The organism is Fluviicola taffensis DSM 16823 (assembly GCF_943372375.1).
Classification (GTDB): Bacteria; Bacteroidota; Bacteroidia; order Flavobacteriales_D; family Crocinitomicaceae; genus Fluviicola; species Fluviicola taffensis_A.
Window position 1 is genome coordinate 11,106 of the sequence record NZ_CALRYJ010000029.1, and the last position, 24,254, is coordinate 35,359.

Below are 24,254 nucleotides of genomic sequence, written 5' to 3' on the forward strand. Positions count from 1 at the left end.
CAAAATCTAGTGTTTTCAATTGAAATGCTTGCAATAAATCCTTCAACAAATAGTTCCAAATGTCTGACATCAGGATTACAAGAGGTTATTTCAACTTTTAAGATAGCCCCTTTTCATTTGTTATCTTGACAAAAAACACTTCAAAATTTGTTAAATCGGTTCTGTTTTACTTACTTGGTATCCAATTAAGGGTCAAGAACCTTATTCACTGAAACTATTCACTAATTACTGATGATGGAAATTAATTGCAGTAAAGACCCTATTGATGCCCTGAAGCAAATGTTTGTCAACATGAGTATGGGCACAAGAATAAAGGCAGGCCAGTGTCCCGTAAGGCGATCTGTCTTTTTAAAACCACACATCGATAAGCAGAGACAACCGGAATATGGAGAAAACCGGAGTTACAATCCGTGGAGAACAACAGCAGATCATCAGCTGGCTGGTAGCATCAACGATGCGAGAAGGGGGATTTATAAAGTTTCAGCTGACTTGCGGCGTTTCAAGAACAGAGTGTCGGATACAGAACCCATTAGTTCAAGAAATCTAAACCAACCACAATAAATTAGAACCATTTAACACATTCACTATGAGTAAGGAGATTGTAAAGGTTGCCATTTATCCGGCAATCGGTATTGCGCGGGTAGGAAATGCACCTGCTGGCAAGGATGATTATTTTATTGGTCCTGAAGTATCAGGGCAAGTTCCGAATCCTCCCGGAGGATTTAAGGATAAGCAGGGAAGGGTCAAAAAGCAAGCCGCCCGTTTCAGAATCTATGGCTATGATGCCAAAGGAAATGTTGTGAAGGAAATCACTGCAGCAGATGCAGATATCCGTTGGCGTGTGGAAATTGCGAACATGAAAGCCGGATGGTACATGTTCAATAATGCCCTGGATCTTGTAGGTGCTGCTATTCCATCTCAATACCGAAACTTGTCAATCACAGATCGATCGAAGTTGATAATCAGTCCAACGCCGCTTTCTATCAGTGGAAAAAATCAAAGCGGTGACAAATACCGTTTTGATGACGGAGAATTTATGGGAACAAAAGTTCCGCTTGGTGAATTGAGAACGGATGAACAGGGGAGGCTGATTTTCCTTGGAGGAGATGGTCATTCAGCGTCTTACACAAATGCAACGGCAGTTACTTTTGCCAACAACGATACCTGGCACGATGACATTTCTGACGGGCCAGTGCGTGCCACTGTAACACTCAAAGATGGAACCGTATTGGAGGCCGATCCTGCTATGGTAGCCGTTACACCTCCGAATTTCGGTCAGGGGCTATATGGTGTGGTAAGTATGTATGATGTGGTTTACAACATGTCGGTGGAACAGAATTGGGTGAAAAAACCTAAAATGCCAGACTTCTACGAGCATATTTTCCCGATTTTGAGTCGCATGTCTCAGACACAATGGGTGAATCAGGGATTCTTTATGGCGTTTGGACAGAATTCGCCTGCTGATTTCAACGATCCGAAGCTGATCAAGCAATTGAGTAGTACAGATAAAAAAAATGAGTGGTTGCGTAAGCGTGTTTTCAACTGGTTCCGTGATCCGGATAGCGATAATTACCAGCCGGCAAAGGTTCCTCCTTTTTATGGAGACTATTTCAACGAATATTCTGAAATGGCGCTGGATGATCTGTCCATCACAACTGTTCAATACGACTGGCTGAAAAGCTGGGCAGCCGGGAAATTCACCACAGAAAAACCGGTACGCTACAAGACTCTGGAAGAAGTTCCCTTGCAGGACAGGCCACACATGTTGACGAAAACCAATCTGGACGATTGCCTTGGCGGACCATTCCACCCGGGAATTGAACTTACATGGCCTATGCGTGTTCCACTGATGTGGAAAGAACCGTACCGCCTGAATATTGCACCTGAAGGAGAAAAGCCGGAAGTAAATTGGGGACCTTTACTCAGTTCTAATATTGTACTTGAACAAGGTGGTCCATTGGCAGCTAGCGGACCGGGAACACTAACACGTTGGTTGGGTGTTCCATGGCAGACGGATGAAGCAAGTTGTTTGTCAGGATATGATCCTTCCACTTACCTTCCATTGCCATCGTTCTGGGCTGCGCGCGTACCAAATCAAATCATGAGTATGGATAGCTACAAGCGCGCTACAAAGGAAACTGTTCCTGCAGGGCAAAGGGTGAAACATTTCGATTACCGCCAGGACTGGCTTCGTGATTTCGGAACAGCTTATACCACCAAGATCAACAATATGATCAATAAATGGCATTACCTGGGAATCATTGTGCAGCAAGATGGAGAAACGGATAATGCAAACGGATTACTGCCGAATCAATATTGGATTGAAACCGGAAGAAGGGATTTTGATACGCCGGATGCAACTTATGAACAAGTGGTTCATGCTGAGAATCTCAGAACCGAGGCGCCGGAAGAGAAAACATTGCAGCTTAAAGCTGGTGTTGCGACCACGACTCCTTCACGTAAACGTCGTGTTATTCCACGTAACCAGATGTAAACAAGTGGACTCTTTTCATGAAATAAGCATAGTTGGTGGCGGTCCTTCCGGGATCGCCACTGCCTTATCTCTTTTAAAAAGAGGGATCAAAAGCACTGTTTTTGAAGCAGATGCAACTACACGTCCGAAAGCAGGGGAGACGCTTCCTCCCACGGTGATGCCCGTATTCAAGAATCTGGAGATAGAAGCATTGCTGGATGATCCCAGACACGCCATTTGTTACGGAAATTCATGGCTATGGGGAAGCACACATATCCAGGACAAGCACTTTATGCTTCATTCAGGGGGAAATGGATGGCACCTGCAGCGCGAGATTTTTGAAGAAGCTTTGATCAGTCTTGCTGAAGAACGTGGAATCCGGATTATTAGAAATGCAAAGATCAGGCAGGTTGATCCGTCAGAAAAAGGTTGGAAAATGAAGCTGAAGGTTAACAACAGCGAAACGACAGTTGAAACCGGTTTTATTGTGGATGCAACAGGCCGGAGCAGTAAGATTGCTCGTTGTCTTGGGGTTGAACGCCATCGCTATGATACGCTTGTAGGTGTTGTTGGACGTTTTTTTGTGGATGAAAGTTTCGAATTGTCTCTGCAGACCCATATCGAAGCAGTTGAAAACGGCTGGTGGTATGCAGCGGCACTCTCAAACAAGCAAATCGTGACGGCTTTCATGACAGATGCTGAACTTTTGCCCAAAAACTATCAAAATAGCTCTGGCTATTGGGATGCGCTTACCGGTACGACTTTGATCCGATCTCTTTTTCCTGAACATTTTCAACCGGAAAAGGATATGGTATTGCATACCCAATCCGCAGAAACATCGTTTTTAGAATCTATTTACGGTGAAAACTGGCTGGCAGTCGGCGATGCTGCCTTTGCCTACGACCCGATTTCTTCTTATGGGATCACTTCTGCATTGGGTACTGGATGCTATGCCGGAAATGCCATTGCAGAACACCTTTCAGGAGCAGCAGAAGCACTTCCTGCTTATCGTTACCTGACAGAAAAAGCATTTTCAGATTACTTACCGCTTTGGGATCATCAGTATGCACTTGAACAGCGATGGTCCGAATTTCCCTTCTGGAAAAAGAGAATTAGTCCGGAATATGAATAAACGACTTATAAAAAGATGTTTAATTTAATGAATAATTAAGTTGGGAGTTCTAAAGATAAATGCCCACTTCAAGCAGGCATTTATTTTTTTATTCAAAATCAGGGTTAGACGAATTGACACTTAGATTTGGTCATTTGTCTTTTTTCTCCAGGGATAGGTGTGATCTCTGAGGGAATTTAAAGTGCTCTATTTCATTGAGTTGTTTACCGGTTGGCTATCTACAAATTGTTCAAAACTTCTGATTTTTCCGTCTTTCAATTTCCAAACGTGAGCTACTCTAGCTTCAAAATACTTTCCGGTAATTTTATTCGTCCCGGTGTATGTACCGTAAGCAACAACTTTGTCTTCACTGGCAACATAATCTTCGGGACTGAATTTGTAATCAATCCATTCGCTTCCCAATCTGTGAAAAACATTTTTGCTGACTTCCTCTAAACCGATGTAGGTTCCTGCATAAGGAAATCCTTTGGCTTCTGTCCAAGAGATGTCTTCAGCTACATATTTAGCCAAATTTCGTCCATTTTCTTCCGAAGTTTTTCCTTCGTAGGTGCTTTTTATAATTTCAAGATTGGTCATTTTCTTTTGATTTAAAGAGCAGCCTGACAATGCACTAATCACTGCCAGACTGAAGATCATTCGTTCTATTACCATTTCATTTCTCCGGTGTTTACTTTTGCGCCGATTTGCAGAGCTGTTTCAAAAGTAAGTGTTGGATAGTTTGTTTTGATTGCTTTGATCAATGCTTCCGAAGTTTTGTTGGTTTTCAAAGCCTCTTCGTAGAATTGAATATAGCTTTTGGTGTGTTTTACAGAACTGATGTCGAACGGACTTTCAGAATTAGCATGAGCAGGGATCACAATTTCAGGATTCAATGTTTCCATTTTATTCAAGACATCAATCCATTGTTTGCGTGCTTCTGTAGTTTGAGCATCTGCCATCCAAAGGTTGAATGTGGTTCCGAAAACGTTGATACCACCTACGATTGTTTTTATTGAAGGAATCCAAACAAAGGTTTTGGTTGGAAACTCTTCTAAGCCTACAATCTCTAATTGTTGTCCTTCCAATTGAATGTTGTTTCCTTTTAATACTTGCGGCAAAACAACATTTGAGGTAATAGCTTTACCCAATCTTTCTCCCCAAACATCCAGTTTTTTCTGTGCTGTTGCTTTGATATGATCTACTGTTGCCGGCGAAGCATAAGCAATAACTTCCGGGAAATGTTTTTTGAATACTTCCAAACCGAAATAAAAATCAGGATCGCCATGTGAGACATAAATCGAAGTTAATTTTTTACCCGATTTTTTGATCTCCTGCGCCACTTTCTCTGCGTCTGCCAATGTAAATTGTGCGTCAATTAAAACGGCATCTGTTTTTCCGGATACGATTACCGATGCTACACCAAAACTGTTTTCTGATGCATTGTAAACTTGAATGGTGAAATTGCCTGTTTGAATTGTTTTAAAACTTGGTGTTTGTGCTTCCATCTTGAATGAAATTAAGATTAATAATACTGTTATTGAAATAATTTTTGTCATCTTTTAATTGCTTTTAAATGATGGTACAAAGATCAGATCATTCAATCCTGAAAACATTGAACAAGTTCAATAAATGAAATTCAAGAATGGAATTGACTAACTGTTCAATCCTAATGTCAATAGGATTGAACAGCCAAACTTGGTCTTTCTCTAATCGGGTGTTTTAAAAATCAAGCAGGTTGAAACTCCATGTGCATACAATGTTCCTGATTCATCTCTAAGGTCAGCTTCTACAAGTGCAGTGCTTTTACCAGAATGGATAATACGTCCTACAGAGTTCATTTTACCGCTTTTAAAGGAAACAGCCTTGATGAAGTTGATTTTAAGTTCCAATGTTGTATAGGAGAAACCTTGTGGTAAAGTTGATTGAAGGGAACATCCCATCGCAGAATCTAACACGGTTGTAATTATTCCTCCGTGAACAGTTCCAATAGGATTATAATGATATTCTTTTGGCTCAAATGAAAACGCAACCGAACCAACTTCAATACTTACTGGAATTGTATCAATTGTCGCCATAATCGGAGGTGGCGGAATTTCACCTTGAAAAATGGCTTGTAAATATTCCAAACCCGACATGGTTTTGGCTTTCAATGCACTTGCAATTGGATCGCTCCATTCGTATGTCCTTTTTCTTTCCATAAGTTAGATTCTACCACCACCATTTACAACGATTTGTTGTCCATTTATCCAAGTTCCTTCTGGACCAGACAAGAATGCAACAACACCTGCAATATCCTCCGGGGAGCCCATTTTACCTAAATTAATGCTTTGTCCAATTCTGTCCAATTCTTCTTTTGAAGCTTCGGTTAACATTAAAGGTGTAGCAGTGGGGCCGGGAAAAATACTATTGACTGATATTTGACGAGGACCAAGTTCTTGCGAAAGGATTTCTGTGATCACTTTTCCAGCCGCTTTACTTGGAGAATAGATTCCAAATCCAGCAATCGGATATAGCGCAGTGGATGAAGATATCTGAATGATACGTCCTCCATTTCTAACATGTTTAGCTGCTTGTTGCATTACAAAATAAGTTCCTTTATAATTTACAGCATTGATGCGGTCAAAGTCAGCTTCGGTAACATCGACAATTGGAATACCCATTACCGCAATTCCAGCGTTAGCCACTACAATGTCGATTCCTCCAAATGCAGTACTAACATCACCAAAAAGTTTTTCAATCTCTGCTACAATACTCACATCTGCTGGAAATGCGTCTGCGGTTCCTCCAGCTTCTCTTATTTCATGAACTACTTCTTCTGCTTGTTTTGAATTCCCTATATAGTTGATGGCTACTGCAATTCCGTCTTTTGCTAAGCGTAAGGCAATTGCACGTCCAATACCTGTTGCTGCCCCTGTTATCAGGGCTACTTTTGTTGATGTTGTCATGATAAGTACTTGTTTATTTCAAAAAATCCACTTTTATTTTTTCGATTTTTGCAATTAGTTCAGCTTCAAATTCCGCATTCACAATTCTGTTTTCTGCATTGAAATTTTCGTAAAAACTGGGTAATGAAAAGGTCTCAATCACTTTTGCGCCATAATAGGGGAGTGTTGTTTTTGCTAAATTTAAAACGGAGGCTCCACCTCTAGGACCAGGAGAAGTTGCCATAACAAAAGTTGGTTTATCTCCCCAAAATGCTTTACGTTCCGGAATAACCGAAATCCAATCGAAAATGTTTTTGAAGGCAGTTGTATATGCTCCATTATTTTCTGCAAGCGAAATAAAAAGTAAATGGCTTTCATCTATTTTTTTGGCAAAATCCAAGGCTAATTGAGGCAAGCCGTTTTTTGCTAATTTATCCACACTAAATAAAGGCATTTCGTAATCATTTAAATCCAAAATTTCGATTGATTGGTCTTTAAAAAATGTGGTAGCATGTGTTACTAATTTTTTGTTGATAGAAGCAGAACTGTTACTTCCCGCGAATGCTAAAATTTTCATTTTTAAATTTTTAAAAGTTATTATTTTGAGTTTTTGATATTATAAACTTGGATAATCGGTGTATCCTTTTTCATTTCCGCCATAAAAGGTGGCAGGATCAGCTTCATTGAGAACAGCATTTAGTTCAAATCGTTTGGGTAAATCGGGGTTAGCAATAAATGGTACACCAAACGAAATCATTTTAGCTATTCCTTTTTCTAATTCTTGTTCACCTGTTTCACGTGTATAACCTGCATTTGCAATTAAAAAATGGGTGGTCAATTTACCTAGTGTTTCCATTACATCTCTTGGATATTGAGGCAAACTATCTTCCGGAAGAAACAATGGATTCATTAATTGAATGTATGCCAAAGGCAATTTGTTAAGTTCATTTATTAAATAAGTATAGGTTGCTATTGGGTTGCTATCGAGAATACTGTTAAATGGAATACTTGGAGATAATTTAATCGCTACTTTATCTTTTCCAATTGCCTCCACCATCATGCGCATTGTTTCTAAAATAAAACGACTTCTGTTTTCAATGCTTCCACCGTATTCATCGGTTCTTTGATTGGCACTTTCTGCTAAAAATTGATTGGGCAAATAGCCCGTTGCAGCATGTAATTCAACACCATCAAAACCTGCTTCCATTGCATTTATTGCCGCTTGTTTATAGTCTTGAACAATATTTTTCACCTCTTCAGTTTCCAATGCTCTTGGTATTTCATAGTCTTTTGGTCCTTGTGAAGAAAAATGTTGTTGTCCATCAATAGCGATTGCTGAAGGTGCAACTGGTAAAACACCATTTTTATCCACTGAATGAGCTACACGACCAGTATGCCAAAGCTGAGCAAAAATCTTACCTCCTTGTTGGTGCACCGAATCAGTTACTTTTCTCCAACCAGCTATTTGTGCTTCGGTATAGATTCCGAGTGTGAAAGGGCTTCCAAGCGCTTGCACTGAGATATTGATCCCTTCTGTAATGATCAATCCGGCACTTGCTCTTTGTGTGTAATATAAAACGGTTAATTCATTTGCAATTCCATTTCCTTCTCCACGGGCACGGGTCATCGGTGCCATTGCGATGCTGTTGGAAAGGGCTAAGTTTCCGATTTTAGTTGCTTGTAATAATTTCATCCCGGATTACTTATTTTGTGTTGTTACTTTTATTTCTCCATATTTCCCCGCATGAAAATCACGGTAAGCAGTTGCTATTTCTGCTTGGGTGTTCATAATAAAAGGTCCTTCGGCTACCATTGATTCTGTATATGTTTCACCACCAAATAACAGGATGTCAACGCTTTTACCGGAGGTGTTTTTCAGTTCAATTTCACCCGCTTTTTGATCAAATTCTACCAATTCTCCCTTGTGAAATTCAGTATCGTTTAGCAATATATTTTGCATGGGCAAAAAAGCAGCAACTTCGATGTTGTTTTCTACGTCCAACGAAAATTGTTTTCCCGCTTCCAATTGAATATGATACAAGAACTGTTCGGAATAATTGGGAATTTTGGAACTCAGATCTTCATAGCTTCCTACTATTACTTTTAACCATCCACTTTCGTTGGGTAATACTCTTTTTGGAACCTCATTGGCTTGAATAGGAATATGAGCAGGACTTTCGGCTTTATTCTTTGCCGGTAGATTGATCCAAAACTGAAAGCCGTGAATGTATTTACTGGCTGTCTGGGAATCATAATTAAAATTTTCATCGTGTATGATTCCATTTCCAGCTTTCATCCATTGTGCGCCTCCCGAATGTATTTTGGCAGTATTACCCGCACTATCGAAATGTTCAACTTCCCCCTGAATAATATAAGTCAATGTTGCAATACCCCGATGTGGGTGTGCGCCCATACCATTTTTGTTTATGATTTCTTTAATTACTGGTGCTACATAATCGAGAAATACAAATGGCCCCACTTTGTTTGTATACCTATTCGGCAAGATTCGTTGGATTTTTAATGGACCTAAGTCAGCGGCATAACCTGTTGCAGAAAAACTTATTTGTTTTTTCATTACTTTATTTTTGATAATGTAAAATTGCATTCATCAAAGTCTTTAGAACGATGAGGTATGATAAAAAAAACCGTTGACATTTGTCAACGGTTTTTTATTTATGGATTGATTATTTGGAATTATTACTTCGTTAACTAGCAAAACTTCCACCGCTCATTGCTTTCAGAAAAGCTTGTGGATTCCAATATTCACGGTAGTTTACGATTAATCCGTCACGAAAGGTAACGAAGGTAGCATAACTCATTTCATACGGATTACCATTGCCAATTACAACTCCTGATGCACTCCATTCAGCGATGGCTACATTTTCGTCATCGGTACCGTAAATTCTCAAAGTTGGGATAGATTTTACATCTATAAAACTTGGATAGTTACGCAAGTATTCATAAAGTGCATCACGGCCTTCGAAGCGTGCCGGCGTGCCTTCTGGCGCAAAAGGAAATTCAGCCACTACGTCATCTGCACAAAGTTCTGACCAACCTTTCATGTCTTTGGCTAGAAAGGTATCTAAGCTGTTACGAAGAAGTTGAGTAGCTGCAGTGTTTTTTAAATTTGTGTTGTCCATTTTTTAAATTTTTACGATTATTTCTTCATTGATTTAACACTTCAAAATTGCAATGGAAGCATGTCTTGCAACGATGAGAAATGATAAAAAAAACCGTTGACATTTATCAACGGTTTTATCACGTTTAGAAATTATTTCTCATTATAGTATCCTCCATAATATTTTATTGGTGACCAAAATGGGATTGGTTCTGGTAATTTAGGCGTTAAGTTGCTATACTTTCCGGCACCAAATACAACTCTTCCGTCCACAATAGTCAATAAAGAGGTGATATTTTTTATTTCATCTTCCGGCACGGTAAAATAATCGGCACTTAGCAAAACGAAATCAGCTAAATTGCCCGGTGCAATTTTCCCTTTTTCATTTTCATGATGCTCAAACCAAGCAGCTCCCACAGTGTACATTCTAAGAGCTTCTTCACGAGTTAAACGGTTGTCTTCAGCCAAAACTACAGAACCGGACACGGATTTTCCGGTAACAGCCCAACTTAGCGCAATCCAAGGATTACCCGGAGAAACTCTAAAACCATCAGAAGTCATTGCCAAAGGAATCCCACTATTCATCAAGTCTCGTAGACGAGGGGTATACAACGCTTTTTCCTTGCCGTATGTTTTGATAAAGCCATCGCCATGTAAAGCCATTTTATCATCTAAGGCGATACCACCTCCAAGTTTTCTTACTCTTTCCATATTTTCAGGAGTAATTGTCTCCGCATGTTCTATACTCCAACGCATTCCATCTATAGGCGTAGTTTTATTTACTTTTTCTAGTGCATCTAAGAAAGGTGTAATATTCTCGTTATAACTGATGTGCATTCTAAACGGTATTCTTTTTTCTATCAGTTTCCTAACATCTTCTTCAGCATATTGGTTCATCATATCTTTGTCGATAATGTATGCTGGTTTGTCAAAATTCTCATGGTCGTGTATTTCACCTCGCAGAGCTTCACCCATGCCTTCATATTCGTATCCGTGTTCCATGTTTGGATGAAGGTTTTGACCAGGACTTATTGGAGCCAGTTTTGTAATGCGCTTAATTTCTGCATCTACCCATGTTTTACTACTATAATCACCAAAACCAAGGTCAACAAACGGAAAGCGGATGTTTAATTGATTACTATTTACCAATGCTTGAAGGGGAGCATGCCCTTCCGGATAACCGACAACACTTGTGGCATCAATAACGGAGGTAACACCAAATCTATTCAGATAATCAATAACATAAGTCAATGAGCTTACCTGCTCTTCGGCAGTAGGTTGAGGTAGCATAGCTTCCATAGCTAAGAAAGTAAATGTGTATCCATCCACTACTCCGGTGTAATTACCTTTTTTGTCTTTAAGAAGCTCTGTACCGGGCAACATTGGAAACTTATCAGTACCAAGTCCAAGCTCCTTCATTCCAAGTTTATTAAGGTAAACTCTGTTATAGGCATATTGCACAAAAAGAGGTCTGTTGGATACCGCTTTGTTTAGCTCCTCAATAGTCGGTTGACGCTGCTCCTTAAACTGGTAAGGCGACCAGCCACCAGTTACTTTTACCCATTGTCCTTCAGGAGTTCGTTGAGCTTGTTCGCTCAGCATTTCCAATGCTCGTTTAAGTGTAGGTACTCCATCCCATCGTACTTTGTAAGTAAAGTTTCTTTCATTTAGCGGGTGAATGTGTGCATCTTCTAGCCCCGGTATCAGGCGTTTGCCATCTGCATTAATCAGCTGGGTACGATTGTCTTTCAGACTAAGTATTTCGGTATCTGAGCCCACAGCATAAATCCTTCCTCCTTTTACGGCAAGTGCTGAAGCTTCTGGTTGAGGTAGACTTTGTGTGGTAATCTTTGCATTATAAACAATCAAATCGGCACCTACAAATGGCTCGTTAGATTGAGCTTTTAGTGTAAAGGCAAACACAGTTGCCATAAGCAATGCGGCTATTTTTTTCATAACTTTATTTTTTATAATTTTTATCAACACAAAGTTGTATTGAAAGCTTGCTTCGCAATGATGAGAAATGATAAAAAAAAGCGTTGATATTTATCAACGCTTTATAAAAAGTACGGGATCTATATAGATAATTAGTTTAGATTTTCTTTCTGATTCTGCTTAAAGTTTCTTTTGTAATGCCTAAATAGGAGGCAATGATATGTTGTGGAAACCGTTGTAAAAATTGAGGATGATTCTCAGCAAATTCTTCGTAGCGTTTTTCTGCCGTATTACTAATCGTAGAACTTAATCTTCGCAGTGAAGCTATGGCATTTCTTTCGTCCATTTTTTGAATCATTTTTACCAATGACGGAATTTTTTCCATTAAACTAAGCATTTCTGCACGGGTAATGATGAGCATTTCCGTATCTTCCCAAGCATCAATATTGAATTGCGAAGGTGTAAGCATAATGGAGCTCTCCCGATCGCCAGCCCAGTAGTTTTCAACGTAAAGATGTACAATATGCTCAATACCTTTTTCATCAACACTGTATTGTCTCATAGCACCTTTTATAATAAAACCAACGTGTTTACACACTTCACCTTCTTGCAAAAAATATTGCTTTTTTCGCATTTTTTTGAATTTGAATGCAGCTTCAATCAATAGTTCCTCTTCTTTACTTAGTACTGAATCAGTATGTTGGTTGATATAATTAAAAAGATTTTTGTGCATAAATTGTTATTGATTAAATTAAAACCGATATAAAGGTAAAAGAATGTTACGTAATGATCATGAATTGAATTGTTCATCAACATACCTAAATTCTAGAGAATCTTTAAGTTGCTCAATCAGTTAGCCCGTCTTCATTTTTCCAGCAATTTTCTTTCTTATTTTGCTCAAAAACTCATGACTAATCCCTAAATAGGCGGCTATTTGAATATTGGTGAGTCGTTGGAATAATTGCGGATATTTTTCAATAAATTCAATATAACGCTGGTCGGCGGTTTTACTCAAATTGTCTATCATCCTTCTTTGCAGGGCAACATGTGTTTTTTGGGTCATCACCCGAAATAACTTTTCTATTTGAGGAATATGCATATAAGCAAACTCTTTGTCTTTTTTTGAAATCAAAAGTACTTCGCTGTCTTCAATTGCTTCTATGAAAAGTTGGGACGGTTTTTCATTGGTGAAACTATCAATATCCGTAATCCACCAATTTTCGATGGCAAAATAAAGTATTTGTTCAAAACCTTTACTGTCGATATGATAGACCCGAAAAAGCCCCTTTAGAACAAAACCTTCAAACTTACAAACGTCACCTTCTTTCAACAAAAACAGCTTCTTCTCGATTCGCTTTTGTTGGAATAAATTGCAAAATGCTTCTGTTTCAGATTCTGAAAGATCAATATGTTTGGTGATGCTTTGTTTTAGAAGTTCTTTCATCTTATGATTTCTTTTAAAAATGTCACCCTCACCAAAACTTGTTACTCAAGCAAGGTAATTGAAGTATTATAACTATGCTAAAATACCAAAGTTTGATCATAGAACTAAGGATTTTAGTCCTCCGAATTTTTTTCATTTGGTTAATTCGTAGAAATCGGGATGAGAATGAGGGGGAAGATGCACACTCCAGTATTTGTTCTAAATCTTCGAGTAAATACTTGGAACTTTCTTCGCTAGATTGTCTCAAACATAGAATTAAAGTTTGTTTTTTATAACTTTAATCTATGCAAGATAATACTGTTCGTTCGGTTTCAGAATTCAATAATGAATTAAAATTAAAAGGTTTCAATGCTTGAGTTTTGCGATTGGACGATTAAACTTGTTTAAAAAAGAGTAGATTTAATCAATTGATTGTAATAGAAACTTTCAGCCCTAAATTTTATCTTTGAAAGTAAGTCTAATGAACAATGGAAATTCCGGTAAGGCAAATTTCAGATACGAAGGAAAACCCGACAGACGGATTCAGCATAAGAACAATTGAATCTTTGCTGAATGGGGAGTCAATGATTCATGGGTTGCATAGGCACACGTACTTCTTTATACTTGCTATCAAAAATGGGAGTGGAGAACATGAGATTGATTTTATAAGTTATCCCGTAGTAGATCATTCGATATTTATTCTTCGTCCCGGACAGGTTCATAAGCTAAAACTGGATAAAGAGAGTCGGGGATTTTTAATGGAATTCAGTTCAGAGTTCTACATCCCAAATGATGTTATACGTAAACAGCGCTTGAGAAGAGTGACTTCTAAAAGTTTTTGCGCTTTGACTCAGCATCGGTTTGAGCGTCTCTATACTACATTGACCACCATTCATACGGAACATGCCGATAAAGAAATGGGATATACCGATTTGATCAGAGCCAATCTTGAAATCTTTTTTATTGAGTTTTTACGACAAAGTAGCTCACCAAATCAAAACCCATCGTTAGAACTTTCCTATGAGCAAGAACGTTTTGAAGAATTTTTGGAATTATTGGAGCGTTATGTCTCAGAACATAAAACAGTAATTGAATATGCCAACATACTCGGAGTTTCCGTATATCAATTGAATCGGATTACGAAAGAGGTGATGGGGAAAACCGTTTCCGAATTGATTAACGATCAATTGATTTTAGAATCAAAAAGGTTACTACTGGCAACATCGAATCAAGTAAAGGAGATTGCTTTTTTACTTGGTTTTGAAGATGTTTCGTACTTCATTCGGTTTTTCAAAAAGAATACAACCCTTTCTCCCGAAGCATTCAGGAATAATTTTAAATAAGTCCTATTTGACTCAATAATTGTCCTACATGTAAGGAATGGTTCGCTTGTACTTTTGTCAAAAAATCAATTCATGATATGAAGATAAAAGCTCGATTGATAATGGCGTTGAAAATTTGGATAGTCATATATCCTTCAATTACACTTTTCCTTTTCTTATTGGGGAAACCGCTATCCGGATTACCACTATATCAACGTACATTCTTATTGACAATTACACTCGTTCCATGGATTGTATTTGTTGGTGTTCCTTTATTGGATGCTCTTTTAAAGAAAGCCTTTCAACCCAAAGAATTCAAAAAGAATTCAACCAATTAATAGTAAACTTTAAATCAAATCAATATGAAAATCATCATGGTAGGAGCTTTTGGCACGATGGGAGAATATCTAAGCAAAGCTTTTGAAAATGAACATGAAATTATCAAAGTAGGGACCAAAAGTGGCGATGTTCAGGTAGACATTACCTCCACAGAATCCATTGAAAATATGTTCAGGCAAGTGGGGGAGTTTGACGCTTTAATATCAACCGCTGGTCCTTCATACGTTGGTCCTTGGGAGACACTTACGAATGAAACTTTCAGGAAAGGTGTTGATGGAAAAATGATGGGACAAATCAACCTCGTTTTGATTGGTCAGCGATACATCAACCCCAAAGGATCATTTACACTAATTACCGGAGCTTTGTCACACGATCCACAATTGAATTTTGCCAATGCTTCAGCGGCAAACGGAGCTGTAGATGGTTTTGTACGGGCAGCTGCCATAGAGCTGAAAAACGGAATACGAATTAACGCAGTAAGTCCAACTGTTATCGAAAATTCGCCACAATACTTTCCATACTTTCCGGGAGATGTTCCGGTAACAATGCGAGAATTGGAGTTTGCTTTTAGGAAAAGCGTGTTTGGAGCAAACACGGGACAAGTTATCAAACCATAAGCTGTTCCGGATCCTCCAAAAGTGTCAGGAGATTTCCCCGCCTGAAGACACCGGGAGAAAAAGCATTGTCTGCCACCGTGGATGATGCTTTTTCGTGTTCATGATTCACCACCTGTACCTTAAAAAAATGAAAATAAATTTGGGAAACCGAAAAGTTGCGCATATATTCGCAATCAATTGGTTTCATAAATAAGTAAACAGACAAATGAGAAGAGACATTTTTCAAGCAGTTGCAGACCCAACAAGACGAGCCATAATCGTTTTAATAGCTCTACAAGCCATGACACCCAATGCTATTGCCGAAAACTTCAATACAACGCGACAAGCTGTGTCAAAACATTTACGCATTTTGACGGAATGCGAATTGGTGAAGCAGGAACAAAAAGGAAGAGAGATCTATTACTCTCTTGAAATTGACAAAATGAAAGAAATAGATAAATGGATAGAGCAATTCCGAAAAATCTGGGAGACTCGATTCAATCAATTAGACGATGTATTAGCAACCCTTAAAAAAAATGAAAAATGAACAATCTATTAGTTGACTTCACGGTTGACAAATCAACCAAATCGGTTTCAGTAATCCGGGAATTCAATGCAGAACTTTCACTTGTTTGGGACGCATTCACCAAACCGGAACTTCTGGACCAATGGTGGGCACCTAAGCCTTTCGCTTCAAAAACAAAGTTCATGAACTTCAAAGAGGGCGGAAGAAGATTCTACGCGATGGTTAGCCCGGAAGGAAATGAAAACTGGCAGATTCAGGACTATACTTCCATCAATCCGAAAACCAATTTCAAATACTTCAGCGTTTTTGCAGATGCAGACGAAACACCACATTTACCGGGTTCCAATTGGGATTTGAATTTTACGGAACAAAACGGGATCACTAAAGTGAGCATTACCATTTACAATGAATCGCTTGAACGATTGGAGAGAATGATTGAGATGGGCTTCAAGGAAGGTTTCACCATGACCTTGAACGAACTAGGTGAACTATTGACCACTTTAAAAAAATGAACCCATGAAAAGAGTATTGAATAGATTTAGTGCCTCCAAATCGCTGGTATTGATTGCTGTACTTTTCTTAACAGGATTTCAATCCAACTGCCAGCAAAATAAACCCGCCGCCAGTGGTTACGCACCGGTTAATGGCTTGAAAGTTTATTATGAAGTTTACGGTGAGGGTAGGCCGATCGTTTTGCTGCATGGCGCTTTTATGACCATAGACATGAACTGGGGGGAATTAATACCTGAGCTGTCAAAAACAAGAAAAGTGATTGCCATTGAATTGCAGGGACACGGGCACACACCCTTTTCAGACAGAAAATTATCGCGTGTTACTTTGGCAAGTGATGTGGAAAAAATAATGGATTACCTGAAAGTTGACAGTGCAGATATCGTGGGATACAGTTTTGGCGGCTCTGTGGCTTACCAGTTGGCAATACAAAGTCCGAAAAGGGTTGGGAAATTGGTGATCATTTCTTCTACCTATAAAAGTGATGGTTGGTTGCCGGAAGTAACCAATGCGTTTAAAGAGATGAAGCCTGAATTATTTACAGATACTCCTATGCAAACCGCATATGATGCAGTGGCACCGGACAAAACGAACTGGACCAAATTCCTGGAACAGATGATTGCTTTAGCCGGGGAACCGTACAACATGGGGGAAACAAACATTGCAAAAATTACTTCGCCTGTACTATTGATTGCGGGCGACAATGACGGCTTGGATAAAATAGAATTGATAAAAACGTATCGACTATTGGGAGGGGACGTCCTTGGAGATTTTGTGGGTATGCCCAAATCGCAGCTAGCCATTGTTCCTTCGCAGGGACATGTGAGTTTGATGATGCAAACGAAAACACTATGGAATTACCTGGACGGTTTTTTAAAGTAGTGCAATCTTGTTTTCGAGTATGAGGATGGAGTATAAAGCATATTTTAAGCTTTAATCCTTCTATGTATTCAATTTTTCAAGATCATTTTAGAAGTTTGTTGTTTTTTATTTTCACCTTCCCCCCCTCTGAAGGTAAACCATCCGTTTCTATTCATGCAACTTATCATATGATAAGGAGTCTATGATGTATCAATAAAAAAAGAACAGTATGAAAAACCTCAATCTCTCTATTCTCTTCCTGTTAGGACTTACCCTCCATGCGATGGGTCAAACAGCAACAGGAACGATGACACAAATACCGTGTAATAACGACGGTATTTACACAGTCACTACCTCCGGAATCCCACTTCCGATTACCTACACGTATTACGTGAATGGGACGACAGTTGTTCACGCGAATGTGAATTCCGCAACGGATCAGTTGACGAATATCGCCATGTCCAGTGATAACTACATCTATTGCCAGGCAACAGGCGGTGGTGTTTCCGGATATTCGCAAAACAGCTATACACCCTCCTTTTACTTTGATATAAGCGGAATTTCTCCGATCTGTCCGGCTACCATGGGAACGATCAGTGCGGTTCAGGTGAGTGGAACTCCCGGACCATTCACTTATACCTGGACAAACACGCAAACTTCCATTTCCTATAACGGGAATAATGCAAGTGTTCCGGTTGGGTCTTATGAAGGAGAAATCCTGGACCAGACTACAGGTTGTTTACTGCAGATAAATGATACGAATATCTATATCACACAATTGTCAAATATCACAGCTTCAATCAATACAACACCTGCAAGCTGCACCAATGGAACAGCAACAGCAGTCGCTTCAGGCGGGGTGGCTCCTTATTCCTATCTATGGGTCAATGGGGCTACAACTTCATCGATCACCGGGTTGAGCCAGGGATTTTATCCTGTGGTAATAACGGATGCTCAAGGTTGCCAATCGAATAATTTGGGTGCAAGTGTGGTTCAAAACCCACAGATTTTTGTAAATACGACGGTTACAAATGCTACTTGCGTTCAAACGAATGGGGGAGCCATGGCATTTGGTTCGGGTGGTGTTAATCCCTACACTTATTCCTGGAGTAATGGTCAGACAGGGAATACTGCCAGCAATTTGTCAGGAGGTAACTCTTATACCGTAATCGCAACGGATGCAAATGGTTGTGTCGGGCAAGGATATGCTTACATAGGCAACAATACTCCGATAAACGTTACGTATACAACTTCACCGAGTCAATGTACTTCAGCAACAGGTTCAGCTACCTTAACACCAACAGGCGGTTCGGCACCTTATAGCTATTCCTGGATTTCAAATCCATCCGTTACCGGTCCGACGATCTCGAATGTTCCTCCCGGAACCTATGCTTTCGAGGTAACTGATGCGCTTGGTTGTACCAGAAACGGAGCTGTAGTTATCGCTCCGATCAGTGTGATCAATGCAGGGATTAATGCATCTACAGTGGTTTGTCCGGCTACGACAGGAACAGCAACAGCGGTTGTCACCGGAACAAACGGACCATTCACTTATCTTTGGAGTAACGCAGCAACAACCAGTTCGATCAGTAGTGTTCCGTTGGGAACTTATTCTTGTGTGATTACGGATGCTTTGGGTTGTTCAGTCACAAAATCAACGATCATCTATGCAACTTCGCCTCTTAATGTGGGTGTATCCACAGTGAATGCAACTTGTATCTACAATACGGATGGATCTGCAAATACAATCGTGAGTGGAGGAACCGCTCCGTATTCTTATGCTTATTCCAATGGAGCAACCACCCAGATCGCAACAGGTTTAGGAGTGGATGACTATTATGTAATTGTGACGGATATGAACGGATGTAGCGGCAGTGAACATTTCTGGATCAACAATGCGAATACCAGCCAAAACTGCTATTGTACAATCGAAGGGGATGTGTACGTGGATGCGGACGCAGATTGTATCCATGATTCAGGTGAAAATGGAGTGGAGAACATCATGATCCATTGTTCAGGTTTCGGATACACATTTACAGATGCAACCGGACACTACAGCTTCCAGGTACCAACAGGAACGTATACGATTTCCGAACAAGTGAACCAATATTATCCTTTATCAGCTTGTCAAAGCAATAGTAACTCAGTGAGTGTGGTTGCAGCTACAGGTTGTAATAACGTCGTGGATTTCTCCAATGCTGTGAATCCATTACATGACTTGAAAATTATCACGGTAAATTCAACTATTCCTCCGATTCCGGGGAATGCTTACCAGCAAAAAGTGATCGTAAGAAATGAAGGGACCATTACCGAATCAGGAATCGAAATGGGGTACAAACACGACGGGCAATTGTCTTATGCCTCCGCAACCTCACCTGGCTTAGTGCAATTAAGTCCTGTGCTGCAACCGGATAATTACAGTGTACAATCCGGTTTTTTCCCTTCCTTGACTCCGAATGGTACGCAAGTGATGCTTTTAAACTACAATACATCTACAACCATTCCATTAGGAACCTTAGTTAATTTCGGCGACACGGTTGCGAGTGCAGCTCCAATCGATGTGAACTGGTTGTTGGATAATTCTCCCTGGAATAATGTGAATGCATATCAGACAAATGTGATTGGTTCTTATGACCCGAATTACAAGGAAGTTTCTCCAAGAGGAACAGGAGTGACAGGATTGGTTCCTTTGGAAACAAAAGAATTCGATTATACGATCCACTTCCAGAATGAAGGAACTTATTTTGCTCAGAACATCCGGGTGACCGATCAGTTGGATGCGGATCTGGACTGGACCACTTTCAAACCGGGGTATTCGGATTATGAATACACTACAACAATGAGCGAAACAGGATTGGTGACTTTCACCTTTGCGAATATCCATTTACCATGGAAAAGTGCTTACGGTGATGCCTTGAGTTCTGCATTGGTACATTACAGCATCGAACGTAAAGTATCGAATCCTGTAGGAACGGAATTCACCAATACGGCAAACATCTATTTCGATTACAATGCGCCGATCACGACCAATACAACAGTGAATACATTGGACGAACCGGCAAGTATCGATGAGGTACAAACAGGAGTGAACGGTGTGACGATGGATCTATATCCGGTTCCGGCAAGCGATCATTTGACCATTCAAGTGAACAATGTTTCGAAAAGCGAAGCAGCAACTGTAAGTATCATTGACCTGATGGGGAATGTGGTTCTATCCGATAAGATGGATCTAAGCGAAGGTTCCACTTTGTTCACTACGAACCTCACAGGATTGATGAACGGAACCTATTTGACGCGTGTTCAATTCGAAAACGGATCATCTATTGTGAAGAAAATCGTTTTGTTCAATAAATAAATAGTTCAGACAAAGGAGAAGCCCTGACAGTATATCGTCAGGGCTTTTTGTTTTTTATCATTTTAATCCGAAGTGACTGTACTCTGTTTTGGATTTTTTCGGCTTTTCAGGATCAAATCGAATGCATATTCTTTCACCACATCCCTTTCGTCAAAATAGTCTTCGATACTTTGACTTACGTAATAGTCCGGTAAGATTCCCGTCTCATCCGGGAGTGATACGGCTGTTGATTGGTGTACATTGTTTGCTATGAAAACAAGCATCTTGGTGTTTTTTAACCTACAGATTTTTTGTCCGGCAGAACAGAATTGATTAGAGCCTAATTCCTCACCAATGATGGGACCCAGGTCCCAGGTTTTGACAAGTGACATGAAGTGACCGGTAGTTGAATTCCCGATACCGTCCATGAGGAACCAAAGTTTGCCTTGGTAGCGTTTTTCAAAGGGGGTGATTTTACTTTCTCCATACAAAGGTTGCGTCTTTCCTTCGAATTCAGCTTTGGAGTAATAGGTAAATGGTTTTTTGGCAAGATATCGCAGCAGGTAAATACTGGATTCCGAAGAGCCCCCGAAGTTGAAACGTACATCAATGATCAGGTCCTGAACGCCTTTCTTTTTAATTTCCAGAAAGGTGCTGTCGATAAAATGGGTGAAGACAGTGAGATTGTTCCAGGGATAATAGTTGAATGACTCGATGGTAAGAATTGCCGTCTTGTCTTTGCTGATTTCCAAGCAGAGTCCTCTGCATTGGTGCAAGGGATCATCGTATGGAGCACGGAATGTTTCAATTGGGTTCAATTCAACGGGTTGGTCTTTCCCTTTTATGGTGACGGTAAATTTTTCGGGAAGACCAAGAGCATAGGCAATCATCCCGGTAGACCACCAATTGAATACATGACGCTTGGTTGTCTGGATCATCCCCTGAGTAGAAATGTGAGGGTAGACAGCTTTAACGAGGTTTGGGATGGAAACTCCGTTGATATGCGTGATCTCATCTTTCCGCTTGACTTTACCGGCGTTGTTGAGCGGATCGACCACATACAAATGACCAGCAACCAGGTGAGTTTGTACCGGAAAACGGAAAGCATCGGGTAGCATTTCATTCTCGTAATAAAATCCTCCGGATGTATGTGAACAATGTACGCTTGCAACGACTTCACTGCAATGCCAAGTGAATTCACCGTAAGTTGTGTGGTTTGTGATCAATGCTTTTTTGGATTCGATAACCGCAAGGAAAGCTTCCTTCGAAATGAACTTAAGTGCACTTGGGTGTATCTTCAATAGCAGTTCCCCGAGTTTATCCAAATCTGCCTGGTATTGTTCTGCTGTAAAGATTTGTGAGAATTTCTCCTGGGGAGTTGGATAAACACTGTCAGGAAACTGGATCAATAGAATTTGATCTTCGGCGTGGAAGTTTTCAGGGTTCATTTCCAGTGAAATCCGGTAGTTTTTCAGTGCAGAAGTGTTGTCTCCATTACCGAGATAGGCATCACCGAGGCAATCGTATGCATTGGACGAGTTGGGGAATTCATTAGCAAGTAACTGAAAAATGGCAATTGCTTCCTGGGCCTTGTCGGACCAAAGTAGGGAATAGCCATACATGGTCAGTCCATCTTCATCCCGGAAGTTATACCAATCCAAACTATCTTTTTTCAATTGGTAATAGCGGGCAATGCGTTCTTCTACCGGTTTGTGATCCAACTCTTTTATCTTTTCCACTATAGAGCTTTTAAGGATTACACTGCCGATGGGTTCACTCAATAAATCAACAGATTTTTTGCCCGCTTCACAGGAGATTAGAAATAGACAGCTCAGAGCAAGCCAATAGTTTTTGTGCAGAAATGTCAATATCATCGCATTGGTTTGCTACAAAGATGTATCAGTGCATTGAAGCAGTAGGTTAATGAATGTAAATTAATGCAAATGCGGTGTGATTGTTTAGATCCAATCAACTAATCCATTACTTCTGTACACTTGCGTGTACCCATAGTTATCGGGATCCGTGGGAAAAAAATAAGAATGAATGTGCATTGCAATTGTCTTCCCACAGACGAGCCACAGAGTTTTTCCGATACTAACTCTAACCATTTACTTCCGTGTTCTTCCGTGTCCCGATTTCTATCGGGATCCGTGGGAAAAAAATAAGAATGAATGTGCATTACAATTGTCTTCCCACAGACGAGCACAGAGTTTTTCCGATACTAACTCTAACCATTTACTTCCGTGTTCTTCGGTGTCCCGATTTCTATCGGGATCCGTGGGAAAAAAATAAGAATGAATGTGCATTACAATTGTCTTCCCACAGACGAGCACAGAGTTTTTCCGATACTAACTCTAACCATTTACTTCCGTGTTCCTCCATGTCCCGATTTCTATCGGGATCCGTGGAAAAAAATAAGAATGAATGTGCATTGCAATTGTCTTCCCACAGACGAACAGAGTTTTTCCGATACTAACTCTAACCATTTACTTCCGTGGTTCCTCCGTGTCCCGATTTCTATCGGGATCCGTGGGAAAAATACTATCAAACAGCATTAATCGATTGTTGCATACTTTTGCGCAATCACTTAAAATACACTCATAAAACCGGGATCAATTGAAATGAGCGACTTTGCGTTCTTCCACTCTTCGCGGTTAATAATGAATTCCAATAAAACCAAAAAGCATCCCCGTAGGAATGCTTTCTGATAACTATTAGATTTACTGCTTCACAATCTGTAAAATCGCTGATCTGCCTTCCTGAGTAGTCAGCGTCAGTGAATAAACACCGCGCGCTTCCGGCATATTCAGATCAATGGATTGTATTTCTTCGTACTGGTATTGCTCAACGATTCTTCCAAGTGCATCGCGGACTGTTAGAGTGATATCGTGCTGCGTTTCTCCCAAGTCAATTTTTACATTGCCCAAAGTTGGATTCGGGTATGCTTTTAATTCAGCTCCGAAAGAAAGGCTTTCCAATCCAACGTTTGTGATGTTGACGCAAGCGCTCGTATCAGCACAGCCATTAGCTCCGGTAACGATTACAGCATAAGAACCATTCGATGTTGGTGTGTAAGTTTGGGAAGTTGCACCGCTGATAGCAGTGAACGAACCATCACATTTCACCCATTGGTAAGTACCTCCGGCTTCTCCCGAAGTCATGGTAGCTCCCTGCACTGTTACAGATACATTGACAGATTGGATTGTTAAATTCAAAGTAACGATAGAATCACATCCGGCAGCGTTAGTTCCTGTCCAAGTATATGAACCGGAAGTGGTGTAAGTTGTTCCATGCCATGTGTACGAACCGCATTCCGTTTCTGAAAGAGTAGAAGTCGACGGCTGAGTGATTGTTAAGTTCAATGTAACGATAGAATCACAACCCGCAGCGTTCGTTCCTGTCCAAGTATATGCACCGGAAGTAGTGTAAGTTGTTCCATGCCATGTGTACGAACCGCATTCTGTTTCAGAAAGGGTAGAAGTTGATGGCTGAGTGATTGTCAGGTTCAAAGTAACGATTGAATCACATCCTGCAGCGTTTGTTCCTGTCCAAGTATATGCACCGGAAGTAGTGTAAGTTGTTCCATGCCATGAGTATGAACCGCATTCCGTTTCTGAAAGAGTAGAAGTTGATGGCTGAGTGATTGTCAGGTTCAAAGTAACGATTGAATCACATCCGGCAGCGTTTGTTCCTGTCCAAGTATATGCACCGGAAGTAGAATAAGTTGTTCCATGCCATGTGTAAGATCCACATTCCGTTTCAGAAAGGGTAGAAGTCGACGG

22 protein-coding genes are annotated in these 24,254 nt (G+C 40.2%); 9 read left to right on the plus strand and 13 right to left on the minus strand.

Annotation, left to right across the window (positions count from 1 at the left end; all coding sequences use genetic code 11):
• Positions 1-586 precede the first annotated feature (586 nt).
• Entirely contained in the window at positions 587-2,494 is a 1,908-nt protein-coding gene (locus tag AAG807_RS20800) for a LodA/GoxA family CTQ-dependent oxidase (protein WP_341908400.1), read from the plus strand.
• A complete protein-coding gene (locus AAG807_RS20805; RefSeq protein WP_341908402.1) occupies positions 2,469-3,605 on the plus strand; it encodes an FAD-dependent monooxygenase in 1,137 nt (378 codons plus the stop codon). The genes AAG807_RS20800 and AAG807_RS20805 overlap by 26 nt, the downstream gene beginning before the upstream one ends.
• A 186-nt stretch (positions 3,606-3,791) precedes the next feature.
• On the opposite strand, the gene AAG807_RS20810 is transcribed toward AAG807_RS20805, so the two are convergent.
• From AAG807_RS20810 to AAG807_RS20860, 11 genes are all read right to left on the minus strand, one after another.
• Positions 3,792-4,256, minus strand: coding sequence for a nuclear transport factor 2 family protein (locus AAG807_RS20810; RefSeq protein WP_341908404.1), 465 nt, complete (start codon positions 4,254-4,256; stop codon positions 3,792-3,794).
• On the minus strand, positions 4,250-5,089 hold the full coding sequence (locus AAG807_RS20815; protein ID WP_341908405.1) for an MBL fold metallo-hydrolase: 840 nt from the start codon (positions 5,087-5,089) through the stop codon (positions 4,250-4,252). The genes AAG807_RS20810 and AAG807_RS20815 overlap by 7 nt, the downstream gene beginning before the upstream one ends.
• 201 nt (positions 5,090-5,290) lie before the next feature.
• Entirely contained in the window at positions 5,291-5,782 is a 492-nt protein-coding gene (locus AAG807_RS20820) for a PaaI family thioesterase (protein WP_341908407.1), read from the minus strand.
• 3 nt (positions 5,783-5,785) lie between these two features.
• A complete protein-coding gene (locus tag AAG807_RS20825) occupies positions 5,786-6,529 on the minus strand; it encodes an SDR family oxidoreductase (protein ID WP_341908409.1) in 744 nt (247 codons plus the stop codon).
• Between the two features lie 13 nt (positions 6,530-6,542).
• Positions 6,543-7,085 carry an NADPH-dependent FMN reductase gene (locus tag AAG807_RS20830; RefSeq protein WP_341908410.1) on the minus strand — a complete coding sequence of 181 codons (543 nt, stop codon included), beginning with the start codon at positions 7,083-7,085 and terminating at the stop codon, positions 6,543-6,545.
• Positions 7,086-7,124: 39 nt separating this feature from the next.
• Complete coding sequence (locus AAG807_RS20835; RefSeq protein ID WP_341908412.1) at positions 7,125-8,201, minus strand: alkene reductase; 1,077 nt, start codon at positions 8,199-8,201, stop codon at positions 7,125-7,127.
• Between the two features lie 6 nt (positions 8,202-8,207).
• Positions 8,208-9,083, minus strand: coding sequence for a pirin family protein (locus AAG807_RS20840; protein WP_341908414.1), 876 nt, complete (start codon positions 9,081-9,083; stop codon positions 8,208-8,210).
• A gap of 130 nt (positions 9,084-9,213) precedes the next feature.
• Positions 9,214-9,648 (minus strand): nuclear transport factor 2 family protein, encoded by a 435-nt coding sequence (locus AAG807_RS20845; RefSeq protein WP_341908416.1) that lies wholly within the window; start codon positions 9,646-9,648, stop codon positions 9,214-9,216.
• A gap of 131 nt (positions 9,649-9,779) precedes the next feature.
• On the minus strand, positions 9,780-11,582 hold the full coding sequence (locus AAG807_RS20850) for an amidohydrolase (RefSeq protein ID WP_341908418.1): 1,803 nt from the start codon (positions 11,580-11,582) through the stop codon (positions 9,780-9,782).
• 136 nt (positions 11,583-11,718) lie between these two features.
• On the minus strand, positions 11,719-12,294 hold the full coding sequence (locus AAG807_RS20855; RefSeq protein ID WP_341908420.1) for a Crp/Fnr family transcriptional regulator: 576 nt from the start codon (positions 12,292-12,294) through the stop codon (positions 11,719-11,721).
• A gap of 120 nt (positions 12,295-12,414) precedes the next feature.
• Positions 12,415-13,005, minus strand: a complete 591-nt coding sequence (locus AAG807_RS20860; protein ID WP_341908423.1) for a Crp/Fnr family transcriptional regulator — start codon at positions 13,003-13,005, stop codon at positions 12,415-12,417.
• Positions 13,006-13,472: 467 nt separating this feature from the next.
• Here AAG807_RS20860 and AAG807_RS20865 point away from each other — a divergent pair, with 467 nt between their 5' ends.
• The 7 genes from AAG807_RS20865 to AAG807_RS20895 all read left to right on the plus strand — a co-directional run bounded on the left by AAG807_RS20865 (position 13,473) and on the right by AAG807_RS20895 (position 20,493).
• On the plus strand, positions 13,473-14,327 hold the full coding sequence (locus AAG807_RS20865; protein ID WP_341908425.1) for an AraC family transcriptional regulator: 855 nt from the start codon (positions 13,473-13,475) through the stop codon (positions 14,325-14,327).
• A 77-nt stretch (positions 14,328-14,404) separates the two neighbouring features.
• Positions 14,405-14,644: a hypothetical protein gene (locus tag AAG807_RS20870; RefSeq protein WP_341908427.1), complete on the plus strand. Its 240-nt coding sequence runs from the start codon at positions 14,405-14,407 to the stop codon at positions 14,642-14,644.
• A 24-nt stretch (positions 14,645-14,668) separates the two neighbouring features.
• Positions 14,669-15,262 (plus strand): short chain dehydrogenase, encoded by a 594-nt coding sequence (locus tag AAG807_RS20875; protein WP_341908428.1) that lies wholly within the window; start codon positions 14,669-14,671, stop codon positions 15,260-15,262.
• A gap of 205 nt (positions 15,263-15,467) precedes the next feature.
• Positions 15,468-15,788, plus strand: coding sequence for a metalloregulator ArsR/SmtB family transcription factor (locus AAG807_RS20880; protein WP_341908430.1), 321 nt, complete (start codon positions 15,468-15,470; stop codon positions 15,786-15,788).
• Positions 15,785-16,279: an SRPBCC domain-containing protein gene (locus tag AAG807_RS20885; RefSeq protein ID WP_341908431.1), complete on the plus strand. Its 495-nt coding sequence runs from the start codon at positions 15,785-15,787 to the stop codon at positions 16,277-16,279. The genes AAG807_RS20880 and AAG807_RS20885 overlap by 4 nt, the downstream gene beginning before the upstream one ends.
• 4 nt (positions 16,280-16,283) lie before the next feature.
• Positions 16,284-17,159 (plus strand): alpha/beta hydrolase, encoded by an 876-nt coding sequence (locus tag AAG807_RS20890; protein ID WP_341908433.1) that lies wholly within the window; start codon positions 16,284-16,286, stop codon positions 17,157-17,159.
• A gap of 208 nt (positions 17,160-17,367) precedes the next feature.
• Complete coding sequence (locus AAG807_RS20895; RefSeq protein WP_341908435.1) at positions 17,368-20,493, plus strand: T9SS type A sorting domain-containing protein; 3,126 nt, start codon at positions 17,368-17,370, stop codon at positions 20,491-20,493.
• A gap of 62 nt (positions 20,494-20,555) precedes the next feature.
• Here AAG807_RS20895 and AAG807_RS20900 read toward each other — a convergent pair whose 3' ends face one another.
• Both AAG807_RS20900 and AAG807_RS20905 read right to left on the minus strand, forming a co-directional pair.
• Positions 20,556-22,211 (minus strand): S41 family peptidase, encoded by a 1,656-nt coding sequence (locus AAG807_RS20900; RefSeq protein WP_341908436.1) that lies wholly within the window; start codon positions 22,209-22,211, stop codon positions 20,556-20,558.
• A 981-nt stretch (positions 22,212-23,192) separates the two neighbouring features.
• The coding region (locus AAG807_RS20905) for a T9SS type A sorting domain-containing protein (RefSeq protein WP_341908437.1) at positions 23,193-24,254 on the minus strand (1,062 nt) is incomplete at its 5' end.